The following is an 18,405-nucleotide window of genomic DNA, read 5'->3' as shown; positions in this document are numbered from 1 at the left end:
GGCGGGGGAGAGCGTGGCGAGCGGGACAAGTCGGGACGTCCTCGGCAGAGGGCTGCGGGTACTGGGTCGGGCCATCCGGGAAGAACCGCGGATCTTCGCGGTCGCGGTGACCGGCAGCGTGCTCTTCGGCCTGATGGTGATCGCCAGCGCGGCGGTGGTGGGCGCGGTCGTCGGCGAGGTGGTGGTCCCCGCCATCGCCCGCGGTTCGGTGGCCCGCGGCACGCTCGCGCTCGCCGCGGCCGCGCTGTTCGGGATCAGCGTCCTGCGGGTGGTCGGCATCTTCGGCCGCCGGCTCGGCGCCGGCTACATGCAGTACCGGATGCAGGCCACCTACCGCCGCCGGGTCACCCGCCGCTACCTGGACCTGCCGCTGTCCTGGCACCACCGCAACTCCACCGGCACCCTGCTGTCCAACGCCAACTCCGATGTGGAGGCCGCCTGGTATCCGATCGCGCCGCTGCCGTTCGCGGTCGGCACGGTGGTGATGCTGGTCGGCGCGGTGGTCTCGTTGTTCCTCACCGACTGGGCGCTCGCCCTGGTCGGCCTCACCGTCTTCCCGGCGCTGTTCGCGCTCAACGTGGTCTACTCCCGCCGGATGGCGCCCCGTCAGGCACGCGCCCAGCGGCTGCGCGCGGAGGTCAGCGGCATCGCGCACGAGAGCTTCGACGGCGCGCTGGTGGTCAAGACGATGGGCCGCGAGGCACAGGAGACCGACCGGTTCGCCGCCCGTGCCGGTGAGCTGCGCGACGCGCTGATCTCCGTCGGCCGGCTGCGCGGGGTCTTCGACCCGATGCTGGAGACCCTGCCCAGCCTCGGCACCCTCGCCGTGCTGGTGGTCGGCGCGATCCGGCTCCGGCAGGGCGCGATCACCGTCACCGAGCTGGTCAGCGTCGCCTTCCTGTTCACCGTGCTGGCCTTCCCGGTCCGGGCCATCGGCTGGGTGCTGGCCGAGCTGCCGCGCAGCGTCGCCGGCTGGGACCGGGTACGCCGGGTCCTCGACGCCACCGGCGAGATGCCGTACGGCGAGGCGACGCTCGACCCGGCCACGCCGACGCCGGCCACCCTCGCCTTCCACGACGTCCACTTCGCGTACGAGCCGGCCGAGGCGCACCTGCCCGGCGTCGAGGTGCTCGGCGAGGTCACCTTCACCGTGCCGGCCGGGAAGACGGTCGCCCTGGTCGGGCCGACCGGGGCCGGTAAGTCCACCATCGCCTCGCTGGCCGTACGGCTGGTCGATCCGGGCGAGGGAACGGTCACCCTGGACGGTGTCGACGTCCGCGACCTCACCGCCGCCTCGCTCGCCGCGAACGTGGCCCTGGTCGCCCAGGTGCCGTTCGTCTTCGACGACACCGTCCGGGCCAACATCACCCTGGACCGGCCCGGGATCGGCGACGAGGAGGTCTGGGCGGCGCTGCGGCTGGCCGAGGCGGACGGGTTCATCGCCGCGCTGGCCGACGGGCTGGACACCATGGTCGGCGAGCGGGGCACCTCGCTCTCCGGCGGCCAGCGGCAGCGGCTCACCCTGGCCCGGGCGCTCGCCGGGCGTCCCCGGCTGCTGGTGCTCGACGACGCCACCAGCGCGGTCGACCCGCGGGTGGAGGCGGCGATCCTGGCCGGGCTGCGCGCCCCCACGGATGGCGTCGCGCCCGCGTCGATCCTGGTGGTCGCATACCGGCGGGCCACCATCGCGCTCGCCGACGAGGTGATCTACGTGGAGCAGGGGCGGGTGGTGGCCCGGGGAACGCACGCTGACCTACTCGCCACCGTGCCCGGCTACGCCGACCTGGTCACCGCGTACGAGCAGGCCGAGCAGGAACGCGAGCAGAACCACCCGTACGACGAGGTCAACCCCCAGCTGACCTCCGGCCTGGAAGTCGAGGTTGACCGGTGAGCGCGAGGAGTGCAGCGGAGCGGAGCCCCGCAGTCGCGAACGAGAGGTCGGCACCGGTGAGCGCGAGGAGTGCAGCGGAGCGGAGCCCCGCAGTCGCGAACGAAAGGCTCAGCCGGTGAGCGCGAGGACGACCGTGGAGGCCGGGCAGTCGGCGGAGCAGACCGAGTCGACCTGGCGGACGCTGCGGCGCGGCCTGGCCCTCTCCCCGGAGCTGAAGACCGGGCTGGCCGGCACGCTCGGGCTGGCGCTGGTCTACATGGTCGGCCGGGTCGCGGTGCCGGTGGCCGTGCAGCGCGGCATCGACCACGGCATCGTGGGCGGCCTCGACGTGGACGTGATCTCGCTGACCGTGATCGCCACCGCCGCCGTGCTGGTGGTCACCACCGCCTGCGGTTATCTGATGATGCGCCGGCTCTTCACGGTCAGCGAGACCGCCCTCGCCGGGGTGCGTACCCGGGCCTTCCGGCACGTGCACGACCTGTCGATGCTGCACCAGCAGTCCGAGCGGCGCGGCTCGCTGGTCTCCCGGGTCACCAGCGACGTTGACCAGATCACCCAGTTCCTCCAGTGGGGCGGCGTGATCCTGATCGTCAACCTGGGCCAGCTCCTGGTGACCACGGCCGTCATGCTGGCGTACTCCTGGCAGTTGACGCTGGTGGTGATCGCCGCGTTCGCGCCGGCGGTGCTGGTGATCCGGGTGCTGCAGCGCCGCCTCGCCACCGCGTACGGCGTGGTCCGCCAGCGGACGGGCGCCATGCTCGGCGCCATCGGCGAGAGCGTGGTGGGCGCTCCGGTGATCCGGGCGTACGGGATCGCCGGGCGGACCGCCCGGCGGCTGGACGCGGCAATCGACGGGCAGCGGCGGGCCCAACAGGGGGCCATCCGGATCAGCATTCTGGGCAGCTCGGTGGGGGAGCTGGCGGCCGGCCTGGCCCTGGCCGGCGTGGTGGTGGTCGGGGTCAACCTCGGCGTCGACCGGACCCTGTCCATCGGCCAGCTCACCGCGTTCCTGTTCCTGGTGACCCTGTTCATCCAGCCGGTGCAGATCGCCACCGAGGTGCTCAACGAGGCGCAGAACGCGATCGCCGGCTGGCGTCGGGTGCTCGACGTGCTGGACGTCGCGCCGGACGTGGCCGACCCGGGGGAGCAGGGGCGGGAGCTGCCGCCCGGCCCGCTGGACATCCGCTTCGCGCAGGTGACCTTCGCCTACCCCGGTGGGCCGCCGGTGCTGCACGGGGTGACCCTGGACATCCCGGCGAAGAGCCGGGTGGCCGTGGTCGGCGAGACCGGCAGCGGCAAGACCACCTTCGCCAAGCTGCTCACCCGGCTGATGGATCCCACCGAGGGCGAGGTGCTGCTCTCCGGCGTGTCGCTGCGCCAGGTGCGGTTCGACTCGCTGCGCTCCCGGGTGGTGATGGTGCCGCAGGACGGTTTCCTCTTCGATGCCACGGTCGGGGAGAATGTTCGCTTCGCCCGCCCGGAGCTGACCGACGCGCAGCTCACCGCCGCCTTCACCGAGCTGGGGCTGGGGGACTGGCTGGACGGCCTGCCGGCCGGGCTGGACACTCCGGTCGGCGAGCGCGGTGAGGCGCTCAGCGTCGGCGAGCGGCAGCTCGTCGCGCTGGCCCGGGCGTACGTCGCCGACCCCGACCTGCTGGTGCTGGACGAGGCGACCAGCGCTGTCGACCCGGCCACCGAGGTACGCCTGCAGCGCACCCTGGACGCGGTCACCCGGGGACGGACGACGCTCGCCATCGCCCACCGGCTCTCCACCGCCCAGGCCGCCGATGAGGTGATCGTGGTGGACCGGGGCCGGATCGTCCAGCGTGGTCCCCACGACGAGCTGGTCAAGGACCCCGACTCCGTCTACGCCCTGCTCTACGCCTCCTGGCTCGAACAGACCCGCTGACCCGGCGCCCCCCGTCGGGTTGATCAAGACGTTCGCGTCGGAATCCGGCCGCCCGGAGACGCGAACTCCTTGATCAACCCGGCGGGGCGGGCAGCGGGCCGGTCAGGTAGCGCTGGATGGTGGGTGCGATCGCGGTGACCAGGGTCTCCGGGTCGGCGGAGGCGGCCGGTTCGAGCCGGATGACGTACCGCATCATGGCCAGCCCGATCAGCTGACTGGCCACCAGCGACCCGCGCAGCGGCAGTTCGGCCGGGTCGACGTCGAGGTTGTCGAGCACCCGGCGCAGCACCTGGGTGGTCAGGAACTCCCGGAGCAGCCGCGCGGTCCACTCGTTGCTGAGCGCGGAGCGCAGCAGCGCCACTCCGGCGGTGCCGGCCGGCGAGTCCCACAACCCGAGAAACAGCCGGACCAGCCGCTCGCCGATGCTCGCGCGCTCCCCGGCGAACACCTTCGGCAGCAGCTCACGGGGGTCGAACGGTGAGTTCATGGCGGCCAGGAAGAGCTGGTCCTTGGTGCCGAAGTAGTGGTGCACCAGCGCCGGGTCCACCTGGGCGGCGGCGGCGATGCCCCGGATGGACGCGCCGTCGAAGCCGCGTTCGGCGAACGCGGACCGGGCCGCGTCGAGGATCGCCTCCCGGGTGCCCGGGTTGCCCGGTCGTCGTCCGGTACGCCGCGCCATCGCCGCCCTTCGTTCGTTCCGTCACCGCGCCGGTGCCCGCCCCGCCCGGGGCGGGCCACCGGCGGCGTCAACCGCTGCGCCGGCGCAGGGTGGCCGCGGCGAGCACCAGGGCCGCCACCGCAGCCCCGGCCACGACCGCCACGTCCCGCCACATGGTCCCGGTCGGCTCGGCGTGCGCGCCGACCTCCTGCAGCGCCTCGACCGCGTACGACAGGGGCAGCGCGTCGCTGATCGCCTGGAGCCAGCCGGCCATCTGGTCCCGGGGCACGAACAGCCCGCACAGCAGCAGTTGTGGCGCCACCACGATCGGCATGAACTGTACGGCCTGGAACTCGGTGCGGGCGAAGGCGCTGCAGAACAGCCCGAGCGCGACCGCGAGCACCGCGTTGACCGCGGCGATCATGATCACCAGCCCGCTGCTGCCGGCGGTGCTCAGCCCGAACACCCAGTACGCCACGGCCGAGGCGATGGTGGCCTGCGCCACGCCGGCCAGCCCGAACGCGATGCCGTAGCCGAAGAGCAGGTCGAGCTTGCCCAGCGGCGTGGTGAGCAGCCGTTCCAGGGTGCCGGTGGTGCGCTCGCGCAGCATGGCGATGCTGGTCACCAGGAACATGATGATGAACGGGAAGAAGCCGAGCATGACCAGTGCCACCCGGTCGAAGACCGTGGGCTGCCCCGGCGGGTGGGGCTGGTCGACGTACATGAAGTAGACCAGGGTGAGCAGCACGATCGGCACCGCCACCAGCAGCGCGATGGTGCGCTTGTCGTGCCGGAGCTGACGCAGGATGCGACCGATGGTCGCGGCCAGGATCCGTGGGTTCACGACGACTCCGCCCCGGCGTGGCCGTCGCGGCCCGCCTCGCTCGCTCGGATCAGCCGCAGGAACGCCTCTTCCAGGTCCTGTACGCCGGTGGTGGCGCGGATCGCGTCCGGGGTGTCGTCGGCGATCAGCCGACCGTCCCGGATCAGCAGCAGCCGGTCGCAGCGGGCCGCCTCGTCCATCACGTGACTGGACACCAGCAGGGTGGTGCCGGCGGCGGCCATGGCGTGGAACCGGGCCCACAGGTCGGCCCGGAGCACCGGATCCTGCCCGACGGTGGGCTCGTCCAGGATGACCAGCTCCGGGTCGCCGACCAGGGCGCAGGCCAGCGAGGCACGGCTGCGCTGCCCGCCGGAGAGGGTGCCGACCAACTGGTCGGCGGCGTCGGTCAGCCCGACGTCGGTCACCGCGCGGTCCGCCTCGGCCCGGCCGCGCCCGTGGAGCGCGGCGAAGTAGCGCGCGTTCTCCCGCACGGTCAGGTCGGCGTAGACGCTGGGCGCCTGGGTCAGGTAGCCGACCCGCTGTCGCAGCTCCGCCGCGCCGGCTGGCCGGCCGAGCACGGTCACTGTGCCCGAGCTGATCGTCTGCACCCCGACGATCGCCCGCATCAGGGTGGTCTTGCCGCTGCCGCTCGGTCCGAGTAGCCCGGTGACCGTGCCCCGGGGCACCGCGCAGGAGATGCCCTGAAGCACCCGCCGCCGGCCCCGGTCGACCACCAGGTCACGGACCACGACTGTGCCGTCCATGCCCGCCTCCAAGAACTCACCATGCGTTGAACTCAACGCTAGTTGAGTTTCATCCTTCCGCGCAACGGTTGACTTCGAGCGCGCTCGAACTGGAACCCTTGACGGGTGGACATCAGCACGCGGGAGACGAGCCTCAGCGTCGGTGAGGCGGCGGAACGGGTCGGCCTGACCACCTACACGCTGCGTTGGTACGAACAGGAGGGGCTGGTCGCCCCGGTCGGACGGGACTCCGCCGGTCGTCGGCGATACACCGAGTCCGACGTCGACTGGCTGTTCCTGCTCACCCGGCTCCGGCGGACCGGGATGCCGGTGCGGGACATGCGCCGCTACGCCGAGCTGGCCCGGCAGGGCGACCGGACGCTGGGCGCCCGGCGGGCGCTCTTCGAGGCGCATCGGGCCCGGGTGCTGGCCCGGATGGCCGACCTGAGGGAGGACCTCAAGGTGCTCGACTACAAGATCGACGCGTATCGCCGGGCGGAGGCGGAGCTGGCCTGATCGGGCCGGCGGGCCCGGGGAAAGGTACCCCCGGGCAGCAATGCGATTGGGTCGGGCACTAGCCATCTCACCGGACACCAGCTCCGGCAACGGTCATTGCGTCGAAGATCGGACTCCGGCACCATGTCGCGGTGGGTCCCCCTGCGCTGCCCGAGACCGGATTCCTCGACGAGTGGGCCGCCCGTCTGCGGCAGGCCGCCGATCGCCCGGTGGTGGGCATCATGCTGCGCGGCAGCCACGCCCGACGGGCCGCCACCGAGCACAGCGACGTCGACGTCGACGTGCTGGTCGCCACCGAGGAGCCGAACGGCGACCTGCTGTCCGGCGCTGACCGAGCGGCGGACGGCCCGTCGATCCCCCGGCCGGCGGTCCCGCCGGGCGTCGCCTCCCGGGCCGCCGACCCGTACGCCGTGCGGCGGGCCTACCTGGCCGAGTTCGAGGGCCGCCTCGTGCACGTCTCGGTGGCCGCCCGGGACGTCCGGTCCTGGGTCGAGCGGCTCGGCCAGCCGGCCGACTGGGCGTTCGGGCTGCCGGTCACCGCGCCGGCCCGGCTGATCTGGGCCACGCCGGAGTGGCGCCGGCGGATCGACCTGCCGGTGCTCTGCCAGCCCGCCGACGAGCCCCGGCTGGAGGAGCTGATCGCCACCCTCGGCAAGATCGCCGCCGCCCGGTGGGCCGACGACCCGCTCGGCGTCCGGCTCGCCGCCGCCGACCTGGCCCGGCTCTGCCCGTCCGTGCTGCGGCTGGTCAACCCGTCGGTCCGGGTGGTGTCCCGCCGGGACGCCCTGGCCGCCGCGCTGGACCTACCGGTCGCCCCGCCCGGCTACCGCGACGACATGCTGCGCTGCCTCGGGCTGCGCCCCGGCACCACCGGCGAGGTCGCCGCCGCCGCCGGCCGGCTGGTCACCGGGGCCGTCCCGCTGGTCCGCCCGTACGCCGAGGAGATCGCCGCGGTGGCCGGCGCCGACCTGGCGGAGGCCCTGGTCGACGGCCGGCTGGACCGCTACCTGGCGCAACTGACCCGCGCCCTCGGCCGTCCGGGGGCCACCTCTCGGGACACGTCGGCGGTGCCGACGCCGCGTGCGGGAGAATGGCTCACCGTGCCCGCCTCTGATGCGCCGGTGACCGGCGCCCCCGCCAGCTCCGGTGACGCCGCGGCCTCCGGCCCGGCCCGCCCGTCCCGGCTCGACCCGGCCATCGCGGCTCGGCTGCGCCGCACCCCCGACGGTCTGGTGGCCGCGGTGGTGCGCCAGCACGACTCGGGTGAGGTGCTGATGGTCGCCTGGATGGACGACGAGGCGCTGCACCGCACCCTGACCTCCGGCCGGGCCACCTACTGGTCGCGCAGCCGCCAGGAATACTGGGTCAAGGGCGACACCTCCGGCCACCACCAGTACGTCCGCTCGGTCGCCCTGGACTGCGACGGGGACGCCCTGCTGGTCAGCGTCGACCAGGTCGGCGCGGCCTGCCACACCGGGCACCGCACCTGCTTCTTCACCGAGCTGCCGGTCAGCTTCCCGGAGGCGACATCATGACGGACGGCACGGTCAGCCCGGACCAGAGCGGCTTCGCCGAGCTGGCGTCCCGCTGGCGGGTCGCGCCGGTCACCCGGCGGCTGCTGGCCGACGCGGAGACCCCGGTCGGCGTCTACCGCAAGCTCGCCGGCGGCCCCGGCACCTTCCTGCTGGAATCCGCCGAGCAGGGCGTCGGCTCGGCCGGGATGGCCTGGTCCCGTTACTCGTTCATCGGCGTACGCAGCAGCGCCACGCTGACCGAGCGGGACGGCGCGGCGGCCTGGACCGGTGTGCCGCCGGCCGGCGTACCGGCCTCCGGCGACCCGGTGGTCGTGCTCCGCGAGACCGTCGCCGCCCTCGCCGGCCCGGCGTGGGACCCGGCCAGCGGTATGCCGCCGCTCACCGGGGGCATGGTCGGCTACCTCGGGTACGACCTGGTCCGGCGCTTCGAGCGGCTGCCCGAGCTGACCGAGGACGACTTGGACGTGCCCGAGCTGGGCCTGATGCTCGCCACCGACCTGGTGGTGCTCGACCACTACGAGGGGTCGGCGATCCTGGTCGCCAACGCGGTCCTGCCACCGTTGGACGCGCCGGGCCGGGAGGCGCTGGTCGCGGCGGCGTACCACCACGCGGTGGGGCGGCTGGACGCGATGACCAGCGCCCTGTCCCGGCCGATTCCGCCCATGATCTCGACGGTGGCCCGGCCCCCGGCCGGCGAGGTGGTCAGCCGTACTCCGGACGGCGGCTACCCGAAGGCGGTGGCGGCGGCCAAGGAGGCGATCCGGGCCGGCGAGTGCTTCCAGATCGTGCTCAGCCAGCGGTTCGAGCGGGACACCCAGGCCGATCCGCTTGACGTCTACCGGGTGCTGCGCACCACCAACCCCAGCCCGTACATGTACCTGCTGCGCTTCGACGGCTTCGACATCGTCGGCTCCTCGCCGGAGGCCCACCTGAAGGTGAGCGCCGGCGCGGGCGGGCGGCGGCGGGCGCTGCTGCACCCGATCGCCGGCACCCGGCCGCGCGGCGGCTCCCCGGAGGCGGACGCCCGGCTCGCCGCCGAGCTGCTCGCCGACCCGAAGGAACGGGCCGAGCACGTCATGCTGGTCGACCTGGGCCGCAACGACCTGGGCCGGGTCTGCCGGCCGGGCACGGTCGAGGTACCGGAGTTCGCCACCATCGAGCGGTACAGCCACGTCATGCACATCGTCTCCACCGTGGTGGGGGAGCTGCGCGCCGACCGCACCGCCTTCGACGCACTCGCCGCCACCTTCCCCGCCGGCACCCTCTCCGGGGCGCCGAAGGTGCGGGCCATGGAGATCATCGAGGAGTTGGAGCCGGTCCGGCGCGGCCTCTACGGTGGCACCGTCGGCTACTTCGGCTTCGGCGGCGACCTGGACATGGCCATCGCGATCCGTACCGCGCTGATCCGCGACGGCCGGGCCTACGTGCAGGCCGGGGCCGGGGTGGTGGCCGACTCCGATCCCGCCGCCGAGGACCAGGAGACCCGGAACAAGGCCGCCGCGGTGCTCGCCGCCATCGCCGCCGCCGAGACGCTGAGGCCAGCCCGGTGAGCGCGAGGAGTGCAGCGCAGCGCAGCGGAGCGGAGCCCCGCAGTCGCGAACGGAAGGCGGTACCGGTGAGCGCGAGGAGTGCAGCGGAGCGGAGCCCCGCAGTCGCGAACGAAAGGCGGAACAGATGACGGCGTCCGCCACCAGGACTCCGGCCGCGCGGGGCCGGCGCGAGCTGACGTACGCGGTGTTGCTCTGCCTGGCCGGGGCGGGCCTGGCGCTGTGGGCGGTGACCCGGACCTGGTCGGTCGAGCTGGTCGCCCGGGGCCCGCTGCCGCCGGTGCGGCACGCCCGCACCGGCGCGGACCTGCTGCCCTGGGCCTCGGCGCTGGCCCTGGTCGGGCTGGCCGGCGGTGGCGCGGTGCTGGCCACCCGGGGCCGGGTCCGGCGCCTGTTGGGCGGCCTGCTGACCCTGGTCGGGCTGGCCGTGGCGGCCGGCGGTGGGTACGGCCTGACCGCCGACCTCGGCGGCGGGGTGAGCCGGCAGTGGCCGGCGCTGGTGCTGCTTGGTGGGCTGATCGCGGCGGTCGGCGGAGGGTTCACCGCGCTGCGTGGCGGCGGCTGGCCGGCGATGGGTGCCCGATACGAGCGGTCGGCCCGCCCGCCGGACCCGGCGGGCGCCGGACGGCCGGTGGTGGAACGGGGCACCCGGGACGCCTGGGAGGCGCTCGACCGGGGCGAGGATCCGACGGTCAGCTGACCGGCAGGTCGTCCCGCGCGTCGCGGCGCTTCCGAGCCGCGGCCCGGGCGGCGCCCAGCTCGGCGACCAGGCGGTCCAGTTCGCGGCGCTGCGCGGCGCGCGCCCGGTCGGCGCAGACCGCCTCCCAGGCGTTGCCGCGGGCGGTCCGCATCCGGCTGTCGCCGATCACGGCGCGTTCGACCGTGTGCACCACGCCGACGGCGAGCGACGCGACGGTCCGGGAGATGGTGGTGAGCCCGATGTGGTTCGGCCCGTTGGCGCTCATGGTCACCCCGCACGAGTTCGTTGACGCCGGCTGACGGGCGCCCTATCGAGTCTGCCCGATCGGAATCCTGCCGGGCTCGCGTTTCGCCGCCGTGACGTCCAGGTCAACAGTCCGACAGCGGGGGCGACCTGGGCAGGGGCGTTCGTCCTTGAGCTTGCTCACAACATCGAGGATGATCACGGTCCTGCGCGCCCGGGGTGGCCCGTGGTGAGATAGGGCATGGGCGTTGATCGATGCGGCGGTCGGGTCGCGGCGTGGCCGGGGTGGCGCCGGCCGCCGGCCGAGGTGGCACTGTGTGACATCCCGTTCACCGAGGCTGGTCATCATGCCACAGCCCATGTGGTGAGGAGCGCCATACCCCCGGCACTTGTCGCCAGGTGGCGCCCCCTAGCATCGGCCCATGACACCCGGAGAGGGGAGTCCGTTGGTGACTGCTGAGCATGCGCACGCGGAGGGGGACGACGCCGGTCCGGCGGCGTCCACAGGCGTACTGGACGAGATCCTGGCCGGGGTGCGCGAGGACGTGGCCCGGCGACAGGCGCAGGTGCCGCTGGAGCGGATCCGTGAGCTGGCCGCCGCCGCGCCGCCGCCGCTGGACGCGTACGCGGCCCTGCGCCGGCCCGGGGTGGCGGTGATCGCCGAGGTGAAGCGCTCTTCGCCGTCCAAGGGGCGGCTGGCCGAGATCGCCGACCCGGCCGACCTGGCCGGCGACTACGCGGCCGGCGGCGCGCGGGCGATCAGCGTGCTCACCGAGGGCCGCTGGTTCGGCGGGTCGCTGGCCGACCTGGCCGCCGTGCGGGCCGCGGTCGGCATCCCGGTGCTGCGCAAGGACTTCGTGGTCTCCAGCTACCAGGTGCACGAGGCACGGGCGCACGGCGCCGACCTGGTGCTGCTGATCGTCGCGGCGCTGGAGCAGAACGCGCTGGTCGGCCTGCTGGAGCGGATCGAGTCGCTCGGCATGACCGCACTGGTCGAGGTGCACACCGAGGAGGAGGCCGACCGGGCCCTGGAGGCCGGCGCGCAGGTGATCGGCGTCAACGCCCGTGACCTGCGTACCCTGGAGGTCGACCGCTCGGTGTTCGAGCGGATCGCGCCCGGCCTGCCGAGCAGCGTCGTCAAGATCGCCGAGTCCGGCGTACGCGGCCCGCACGACCTCATCCGGTACGCCTCGGCCGGCGCCGACGCGGTCCTGGTGGGCGAGGGCCTGGTCACCCAGAAGAGCCCCCGCGAGGCGGTCGCCGAGCTGGTCAACGCCGGCAACCACCCGGCCACGCCCCGCCCGGTGCGCTGAGCCGCGCCGGTCCACACGCAGCGAGAGGACAGCGCGATGACCGCTGACGCCCCGGCCGCCCGGGTCCCCGACGCCGCCGGTCACTTCGGCCGGTTCGGTGGGCGATTCGTCCCGGAGGCGCTGGTCGCGGCGCTCGACGAGCTGGACGCGGCGTACCGGAAGGCGATGACCGACGAGGCTTTCCTCGCCGAGTTCGGCGCCCTGCTGCGCGACTACGCCGACACCCCCTCGCCGCTCTACCAGGCCCGGCGGTTGTCCGCGAAGGCCGGGGCGCGGATCCTGCTCAAGCGGGAGGATCTCAACCACACCGGCGCGCACAAGGTCCGCAACGTGCTCGGCCAGGCCCTGCTCACCAAGCGGATGGGCAAGACCCGGGTGATCGCCGAGACCGGCGCCGGGCAGCACGGCGTGGCCACCGCCACCGCCGCCGCGCTGTTCGACCTTGAGTGCGTGGTCTACATGGGCGAGGTCGACACCCAGCGGCAGGCGCTCAACGTGGCCCGGATGCGGATGCTCGGCGCCACCGTCGTCCCGGTCACCACCGGCTCGCGGACCCTCAAGGACGCGATGAACGAGGCGATGCGGGACTGGGTCGCCAACGTCGACAGCACCCACTACCTGATCGGCACCGCCGCCGGGCCGCACCCGTTCCCGGAGATGGTCCGGGACTTCGTGCGCGGCATCGGCGAGGAGGCCCGCCGGCAGTGCCTCGACCTGACCGGCACGCTGCCGGACGCGGTCGCGGCGTGCGTCGGCGGCGGCTCCAACGCGCTGGGCATCTTCCACGCCTTCGTGCCCGACACCGGCGTCCGTCTCTACGGCTTCGAGGCCGGCGGCGAGGGCGTGGCCACGGGCCGGCACGCCGCCAGCATCACCGGCGGCACCGCCGGAGTGCTGCACGGCACCCGTACGTACGTGTTGCAGGACTCCGACGGGCAGACGATCGAGTCGCACTCGATCTCGGCCGGCCTGGACTACCCGGGCGTCGGGCCGGAGCACGCCTGGCTGCACGACACCGGCCGGGCGACGTACCTGCCGGTCGACGACGACGAGGCGATGGCCGCGTTCGAGCTGCTCTGCCGCACCGAGGGGATCATCCCGGCGATCGAGAGCTCGCACGCGCTCGCCGGTGCCCTGAAGATCGCCCCGCAACTCGCCGCCGAGCTGGGCCGGGAGCCGGTCATCGTGGTGAACCTCTCCGGCCGGGGCGACAAGGACGTGCACACCGCCGGCGAGTTCTTCGGCATCCTCGACAAGGAGTAGGCGTGAGCGAGCGAACCATTCGGTTCAGCAGCCTGGCGGCTCGCGCCGCCGTGGTGCGAAGCGAGGCGGTGGCGTGAGCGAGCGGAGCGAGCGAACCATTCGGTTCAGCAGCCTGGCGGCTCGCGCCGCCGCGGAGCGAAGCGAGGCGGTGGCGTGAGCCGGATCGGGGTGGCCTTCGACAAGGCCCGCGCGGACGGTCGGGCCGTGCTGGTCGGCTGCATGCCGGCCGGGTTCCCGACCGTGGAGGGCAGCATCGCCGCGATGAAGGCGATGGTCGAGGCGGGCGTGGACGTCATCGAGGTGGAGATCCCGTACTCCGACCCGGTGATGGACGGCCCGGTCATCCAGCGGGCCAGCGACATCGCCCTGGCCGGGGGCGTGCGTACCCGGGACACGCTGCGGGTCGTCGAGGCGGTGGCCGCGACCGGCGCGTCGGTGGTCACCATGACCTACTGGAACCCGATCGAGCAGTACGGCGTGGACGCGTTCGCCCGCGACCTGGCCGCCGCCGGGGGCACCGGCCTGGTCACCCCGGACCTCATCCCCGAGGAGGCCGGCGAGTGGCTGGCCGCCTCCGACGCGTACGGCCTGGACCGGACGTTCCTGGTCTCCCCGTCGTCCACGGACGCGCGGCTGAGGATGACCGTCGAGCACTGCCGGGGCTTTGTCTACGCCACCGCGATCATGGGCGTCACCGGTGCCCGGGCGCAGACCTCAGAGGCGGCACCGATCCTGGTCTCCCGGACGCGTGCGGTCACCGACCTGCCGGTCGGCGTCGGGCTGGGCGTGGGCACCGGCGCGCAGGCCGGCACCGTCGCCGGGTACGCCGACGCCGTCATCGTCGGCAGCGCGCTCATCCGCTGCCTGCTCGACGCCCCCGACCAGGCCACCGGGCTGGCCGCGCTGCGCGCGCTGAGCGCCGAACTGGCCGAAGGCGTCCGCAACCCGGCCCGCTGACCTCGGCCCCGGCCCGGCCGGCTCTGCCTGGCACGGGGCATCGCCTTTCGGCGCCGGAGCCGCCGCCCGCGCCCGCCGCCCGCCGCCCGCGCCCGCCGCCGAACGGCGTGATCCACTCCAGGTGCGGCATGTGGTGGTATCCGAGCTCCGGAAGACCACGACTTGCCGCATTCGGCGCCGCCTCCCGGCGTCGACCTGGACCCGCGCCCGCCGCCTCCCGGCGTCGACCCGGACCCGCCCCCTTGAGCGCCGGCCTCAGCGCCGACCGGACCCCAGCGGGCCGGGGGACCGCGGGCCGGGAGGACGCGGGCCGGGAGGACGCGGGTCGGGCGCAGGACCCGGGTGGCCGGCCGGGTCGGTGTCCCCGCCGGCCTCCTGTACGCCGGTGGGGAGCGGCTCCGGTACGGACTCCCTCAGCACCCCGGCCCGGCCGGCCAGGGCGTCGGCGAGGGCGGCGCGAGTGGTCGGGGTCAGTGCCTCGGGCAGCGCGTCCGGCGGGTGCCAGCCCGACTGGCAGCCGCCGATCCCAGTGGCGGCCGGCGCGTCGCCGCGGGTCCGGGCGCGGAACACGTGCACCAGCACGTCCGGCAGGGGCCCGCGACGGCCCGCCGGTGGTGGGGGAGCGGCCGGGTCGTCGAGCCGGTAGAGGCCCACCAGGTCGACCAGCTCGACGTGCCAGCCGGTCTCCGCGCGGACCTCGCGTACGGCCGCCGGGATCGGGCTCTCGTCGCGGCGCAGCCGCCCGCCCGGCAACGCCCAGCGCCGGCCGCCCGCAGAGCGCCGGCAGAGCAGCACCCGGCCGGCCCGGTCGGTGACGACCACGGCGACCGCCCAGATGAGCGTGCTCACGGAGAACGAGCCTACGACCGCGCGAGGCAGAAGTCAGGCGACCCGCGAAGCGGGCCGACCGGGGTGCCGGAAGTGCCCTCCGCACGGGTAGCGTGTTCACCCGTGACCCTCGCCCCGATGACCCCACTGGCGGCCCTGCCCAGCCCCAGCACCGCCGTCTGGCAGCTCGGACCGTTTCCGATCCGGGCGTACGCGCTCTGCATCATCGCCGGCATCGTGTTGGCCGGTGTGGTGACCGAGTACCGGCTGCGCCAGCGCGGCGTCGCCCCCGGTGCGGTGCTCGACATCGCCGTCTGGGCGGTGCCGGCCGGCATCGTCGGCGCCCGGATCTACCACGTGATCACCTCGCCGGAGAAGTATTTCGGCACCGGTGGCGAGCCACTCAAGGCGTTCGCCATCTGGGAGGGTGGGCTCGGTATCTGGGGCGCGATCGCCGGTGGCGCGCTCGGGGCCTGGATCGCGGTGCGCCAGCTCGGCCTCCCGCTCACGGTGGCGGCCGACGCGCTGGCCCCGGGCCTGCCGCTGGCCCAGGCGGTCGGCCGGCTCGGTAACTGGTTCAACAACGAGCTGTACGGCGGCCGCACCAGCCTGCCCTGGGGCCTCCAGGTGCACGTGATGGATCCGGACAATCCGGGCCACGCGTTGCGTGACGACGCCGGAAACGCCGTCCTCCTGCCGGGTCTCTACCAACCGACCTTCCTCTACGAGGCGCTCTGGAACGTCGGCGTCGCCGCGCTGGTCTACTTCCTCGACCGGAAGCTGCGGTTCGGCCGGGGCCGGGCGTTCGCGCTCTACGTGATGGGCTACACGGCGGGCCGGTTCTGGATCGAGATGATGCGCACCGACGAGGCCACCCACCTCCTCGGCCTGCGGCTGAACGTGTGGACCGCGGGGCTGGTCTTCCTGGGCGCGCTGGCCTATTTCGTGCGGGTCCGTGGCCCCCGCGAGTACCTGATCCCGCTCGGCGCCCCGGCCACCCCGGTTCCGCCCGCAGGCGGCGACGTGTCGCAGGTCGATCTCTCCGCCCGGGAGGCCGGGTCGGGCACGGTCGCGCCGGAGGGCTACCGGGTGGTCGGCGAGGAGCCGTTCCGCGCGTACCGGGAGACCGGTGCGGTTCCCGACGAGGAGCCGCCGGTGGCCGACGAGGAGCCGCCGACGGACGCCGACGGCGACGCCGAGCCCAGCGCCGAGGCGGTCGCCCGCACCGGTGCCGAGACGGGCGACGAAGCCCCGGCGGCGGCCCGCGACCGGGACAGTTGAGCGGGGGAGCCATGCGAACCGCGGTGGTGGTCGGCGCCGGCCTCGGCGGCCTGGCGGTGGCCGGCGCGCTGGCCCGCTCCGGGTGGCGGGTCACCCTCCTCGAACGGGCCGACCGGGTCCGCCCGGAGCCGGCCGCCGTCATGCTCTGGCCCAACGGGGTACGCGCGCTGCGCGCCCTCGGCCTCGGCGCGGGGCTGGACGCGATCGCCACCCCGGTCCCCGACGGCGGGGTACGCCGGCCCGACGGGCACTGGCTGGCGCAGCCCCGCCCCATGCCGGCCGAGCGGATGCCGGTGGTGGTGCACCGGGAGGACCTGCACGACGCGCTCATCGCCGGCCTGGGCGACCAGGTGGAGCTACGCACCGGTGTGACCGTGCGGACGGTGCGGGCGGTGCCGGGGGAGCGCCCCGGGGTCGGCGACGGCCGGCACACCGTGACGGCGGATCTGGTGATCGTGGCCGACGGCGCCGACAGCGAGCTCCGCCGGCAGCTCGCCCCGGAGGCGGCGGTGGTCAGTTCCGGCTGCGCCGCCTGGCGGGCCGTCATCCCCTGGTACCGGGTCCCGCAGCTCGCGGTCGACCAGCCGGTGTTCGGGGAGACGCTGGGCGCCGGCTACCGCTTCGTGGCCGCCTCGCTGGGCGAACGGGGCACGGCGGGCACCTCCCGCCGGGGCGGCGTCTACTGGGTGGCCACCGCCGCCGGCGCCCCCCGCCCGGAGTCGCCGGAGACCCAGCTCGCCCTGCTCAAGCGCTGGTACGCGGGCTGGCCCGCGCCGATCGCCGAGCTGCTCGACGCCACCGACCCGGCCGACCTGGTGCAGCGGGAGATCCGCGAGCTGCGCCCGCTGCCCCGGTCGTACGGCTTCCCGGCCGGGCCGGGCGGGGTGGTGCTGCTCGGGGACGCCGCGCACGCCATGCCGCCGCACCTCGGGCAGGGCGCCTGCCTCGCCTTCGAGGATGCGGCGACGCTCTCCGCACTGCTGCGCGAGTCCCGGCTGCCCGATGCGTTGGCCGCGTACGACCGGCTGCGCCGGCCCCGCGCGGCGACCATGGTGCGCCAGACCCGGCGGATGTCGGCCGTGCTGCAGACCCGGGGCCGGCTGGCGCTGCGCGCCCGCGACGCCGCCCTCGGCACGATCAGCCCGCGGCTGCGCAACACGGCCGCCGCGGCTGCCGCCTCCTGGCAGCCGCCCACCTGATCGGGGCGCCGCCGGGTCAGCCGACGAGGGCGGCGGGCTCGGCGATGCAGGCGGTGCCGACCCGGCGGAAGCCGACCCGCAGGTAGACCCGGGCGATGTCCTCGCTGCCGGCGGAGAGGAAGACCAGGTCGGTGCCGGCGGCACGCAGTTCGCGGGCGAGGGTGGCGGTGACCGCCGCGCCGAGGCCGCGCCGACGGGCCGCCGGGAGGGTGGCCACCCCGGCGATCTCCGCCACGTCGCCGACCCGCATCGCCGCCCCGCTGGCCAGCGGGCCCTGCTCCGGCGTCTCGGCGAGTGCGGAGACCCGCCGCCCGTCGGCGATCCGGGTGGCCTCCTCCTCCAGCGCGGCCACGTCCAGCGGGGGGATCGCGGCGTCCCGCTCGGCCGGCCCGGCCTCGCCCCGGGCGGTGCCGCCGCTGGAGAAGCCGACGGTCGCGATGGCCCGGTGGGCCGCCACGTCCGCCGGGAAGCCCGGGTCGGCCGGGTCGAGGACCCGCACCGGTACGTCGCTGAGCGTCGCCGGGTCGGGCAGGTGGGCCGGGTCCAGCACCATCAGCGGCGCCTCCAGCACGGACAGCCCCGCCGAGCGGGCCACGGCCAGCAGATCCGGGCTGACCTCGTGCACCCACTCGAACGCCTCTGGCAGGCCCAGCTCCCGTTGCCGGGCCCGGACGGCGTTCACGTCGGCCAGCGTGGGCGGCTCGGTCGCGTCCAGCCGGGGGCGGGCGTAGAACGGCCATCCGGCACCGTCACGGACGAAGAGCACCAGCGGGCCGTACTCCTCGACACGGGCGCCGTCGCGGGGCACCGCGTCGTAGAAGCGCTCCAACCGGCCAAACGTCTCAGCGCGTGCAACATCCACGGCGCGAGACTACACGTCCCAGAGTTTGGAAGGTGTGATCAATCTGCACTGGCCTTGCGTCCCTCGCCCTAACGTAGACTCAATTAGCCAGCAAGGGCCGACGTCGTCCCGCAACAACATCCCACTGAGTGACGTCA

The 18,405-nt window shown here is 74.6% G+C and carries 17 protein-coding genes and 1 pseudogene; 12 read left to right on the top strand and 6 right to left on the bottom strand.

Annotated elements, in window-relative coordinates; translation table 11 throughout:
• Nucleotides 1–13 precede the first annotated feature (13 nt).
• Both GA0070604_RS22605 and GA0070604_RS22600 read left to right on the top strand, forming a co-directional pair.
• Nucleotides 14–1,891, top strand: a complete 1,878-nt coding sequence (locus GA0070604_RS22605) for an ABC transporter ATP-binding protein (protein WP_091122087.1) — start codon at nucleotides 14–16, stop codon at nucleotides 1,889–1,891.
• Between the two features lie 133 nt (nucleotides 1,892–2,024).
• Entirely contained in the window at nucleotides 2,025–3,800 is a 1,776-nt protein-coding gene (locus GA0070604_RS22600; RefSeq protein ID WP_091122083.1) for an ABC transporter ATP-binding protein, read from the top strand.
• Between the two features lie 73 nt (nucleotides 3,801–3,873).
• On the opposite strand, the gene GA0070604_RS22595 is transcribed toward GA0070604_RS22600, so the two are convergent.
• From GA0070604_RS22595 to GA0070604_RS22585, 3 genes are all read right to left on the bottom strand, one after another.
• Nucleotides 3,874–4,479: a TetR/AcrR family transcriptional regulator gene (locus tag GA0070604_RS22595; RefSeq protein ID WP_091122079.1), complete on the bottom strand. Its 606-nt coding sequence runs from the start codon at nucleotides 4,477–4,479 to the stop codon at nucleotides 3,874–3,876.
• A gap of 67 nt (nucleotides 4,480–4,546) precedes the next feature.
• A complete protein-coding gene (locus tag GA0070604_RS22590) occupies nucleotides 4,547–5,302 on the bottom strand; it encodes an ABC transporter permease (protein ID WP_091122075.1) in 756 nt (251 codons plus the stop codon).
• Nucleotides 5,299–6,045, bottom strand: a complete 747-nt coding sequence (locus tag GA0070604_RS22585) for an ABC transporter ATP-binding protein (protein ID WP_091122070.1) — start codon at nucleotides 6,043–6,045, stop codon at nucleotides 5,299–5,301. The genes GA0070604_RS22590 and GA0070604_RS22585 overlap by 4 nt, the downstream gene beginning before the upstream one ends.
• A gap of 105 nt (nucleotides 6,046–6,150) precedes the next feature.
• Between GA0070604_RS22585 and GA0070604_RS22580 the strand changes: the two genes are divergently transcribed.
• The 5 genes and pseudogenes from GA0070604_RS22580 to GA0070604_RS22565 all read left to right on the top strand — a co-directional run bounded on the left by GA0070604_RS22580 (nucleotide 6,151) and on the right by GA0070604_RS22565 (nucleotide 10,322).
• The gene (locus GA0070604_RS22580) at nucleotides 6,151–6,540 is read left to right on the top strand and encodes a MerR family transcriptional regulator (protein ID WP_091122066.1); all 390 of its coding nucleotides are present in this window, start codon (nucleotides 6,151–6,153) and stop codon (nucleotides 6,538–6,540) included.
• A 221-nt stretch (nucleotides 6,541–6,761) separates the two neighbouring features.
• Nucleotides 6,762–7,454, top strand: a pseudogene (locus GA0070604_RS33755) (phosphoribosyl-AMP cyclohydrolase); the annotation flags it as partial.
• A 186-nt stretch (nucleotides 7,455–7,640) separates the two neighbouring features.
• Nucleotides 7,641–8,075: a phosphoribosyl-AMP cyclohydrolase gene (gene hisI, locus GA0070604_RS33750; RefSeq protein ID WP_091127338.1), complete on the top strand. Its 435-nt coding sequence runs from the start codon at nucleotides 7,641–7,643 to the stop codon at nucleotides 8,073–8,075.
• Entirely contained in the window at nucleotides 8,072–9,625 is a 1,554-nt protein-coding gene (locus tag GA0070604_RS22570) for an anthranilate synthase component I (protein WP_091122062.1), read from the top strand. The genes hisI and GA0070604_RS22570 overlap by 4 nt, the downstream gene beginning before the upstream one ends.
• 124 nt (nucleotides 9,626–9,749) lie before the next feature.
• Nucleotides 9,750–10,322, top strand: coding sequence for a Trp biosynthesis-associated membrane protein (locus tag GA0070604_RS22565; protein ID WP_091122057.1), 573 nt, complete (start codon nucleotides 9,750–9,752; stop codon nucleotides 10,320–10,322).
• Here the strand turns inward: GA0070604_RS22565 and GA0070604_RS22560 are convergent.
• Nucleotides 10,315–10,587 carry a hypothetical protein gene (locus GA0070604_RS22560; protein ID WP_091127337.1) on the bottom strand — a complete coding sequence of 91 codons (273 nt, stop codon included), beginning with the start codon at nucleotides 10,585–10,587 and terminating at the stop codon, nucleotides 10,315–10,317. The two genes, GA0070604_RS22565 and GA0070604_RS22560, sit on opposite strands and share 8 nt — an antisense overlap.
• A 427-nt stretch (nucleotides 10,588–11,014) precedes the next feature.
• On the opposite strand from GA0070604_RS22560, the gene trpC reads away from it, so the two are divergent.
• From trpC to trpA, 3 genes are all read left to right on the top strand, one after another.
• Complete coding sequence (gene trpC / locus GA0070604_RS22555; protein ID WP_091122053.1) at nucleotides 11,015–11,878, top strand: indole-3-glycerol phosphate synthase TrpC; 864 nt, start codon at nucleotides 11,015–11,017, stop codon at nucleotides 11,876–11,878.
• 36 nt (nucleotides 11,879–11,914) lie between these two features.
• Nucleotides 11,915–13,141, top strand: a complete 1,227-nt coding sequence (gene trpB, locus GA0070604_RS22550; RefSeq protein WP_091122048.1) for a tryptophan synthase subunit beta — start codon at nucleotides 11,915–11,917, stop codon at nucleotides 13,139–13,141.
• A gap of 153 nt (nucleotides 13,142–13,294) precedes the next feature.
• Entirely contained in the window at nucleotides 13,295–14,098 is an 804-nt protein-coding gene (trpA, locus tag GA0070604_RS22545; RefSeq protein ID WP_091122044.1) for a tryptophan synthase subunit alpha, read from the top strand.
• 255 nt (nucleotides 14,099–14,353) lie between these two features.
• On the opposite strand, the gene GA0070604_RS22540 is transcribed toward trpA, so the two are convergent.
• Nucleotides 14,354–14,947, bottom strand: coding sequence for an NUDIX hydrolase (locus GA0070604_RS22540; protein WP_141721375.1), 594 nt, complete (start codon nucleotides 14,945–14,947; stop codon nucleotides 14,354–14,356).
• A gap of 102 nt (nucleotides 14,948–15,049) precedes the next feature.
• Between GA0070604_RS22540 and lgt the strand changes: the two genes are divergently transcribed.
• Complete coding sequence (gene lgt, locus GA0070604_RS22535) at nucleotides 15,050–16,207, top strand: prolipoprotein diacylglyceryl transferase (RefSeq protein WP_091122041.1); 1,158 nt, start codon at nucleotides 15,050–15,052, stop codon at nucleotides 16,205–16,207.
• 11 nt (nucleotides 16,208–16,218) lie between these two features.
• Nucleotides 16,219–17,406: an FAD-dependent oxidoreductase gene (locus GA0070604_RS22530; protein WP_091122040.1), complete on the top strand. Its 1,188-nt coding sequence runs from the start codon at nucleotides 16,219–16,221 to the stop codon at nucleotides 17,404–17,406.
• A 16-nt stretch (nucleotides 17,407–17,422) separates the two neighbouring features.
• On the opposite strand, the gene GA0070604_RS22525 is transcribed toward GA0070604_RS22530, so the two are convergent.
• The gene (locus GA0070604_RS22525) at nucleotides 17,423–18,268 is read right to left on the bottom strand and encodes a GNAT family N-acetyltransferase (protein ID WP_091122037.1); all 846 of its coding nucleotides are present in this window, start codon (nucleotides 18,266–18,268) and stop codon (nucleotides 17,423–17,425) included.
• Between the last annotated feature and the right edge of the window lie 137 nt (nucleotides 18,269–18,405).

It is taken from the genome of Micromonospora eburnea (assembly GCF_900090225.1).
Lineage (GTDB): Bacteria > Actinomycetota > Actinomycetes > Mycobacteriales > Micromonosporaceae > Micromonospora > Micromonospora eburnea.
This window is presented reverse-complemented; position numbering and strand designations above follow the sequence as displayed.

Excerpts from the sequence above, each read along its gene's own strand:
- GA0070604_RS22595 (WP_091122079.1), bottom strand. The coding sequence starts at position 4,479 with ATGGCGCGGCGTACCGGACGACGACCGGGCAACCCGGGCACCCGGGAG.
- GA0070604_RS22585 (WP_091122070.1), bottom strand. The coding sequence starts at position 6,045 with ATGGACGGCACAGTCGTGGTCCGTGACCTGGTGGTCGACCGGGGCCGG.
- GA0070604_RS22570 (WP_091122062.1), top strand. The coding sequence starts at position 8,072 with ATGACGGACGGCACGGTCAGCCCGGACCAGAGCGGCTTCGCCGAGCTG.
- GA0070604_RS22565 (WP_091122057.1), top strand. The coding sequence starts at position 9,750 with ATGACGGCGTCCGCCACCAGGACTCCGGCCGCGCGGGGCCGGCGCGAG.
- GA0070604_RS22560 (WP_091127337.1), bottom strand. The coding sequence starts at position 10,587 with ATGAGCGCCAACGGGCCGAACCACATCGGGCTCACCACCATCTCCCGG.
- trpB (WP_091122048.1), top strand. The coding sequence starts at position 11,915 with ATGACCGCTGACGCCCCGGCCGCCCGGGTCCCCGACGCCGCCGGTCAC.
- GA0070604_RS22530 (WP_091122040.1), top strand. The coding sequence starts at position 16,219 with ATGCGAACCGCGGTGGTGGTCGGCGCCGGCCTCGGCGGCCTGGCGGTG.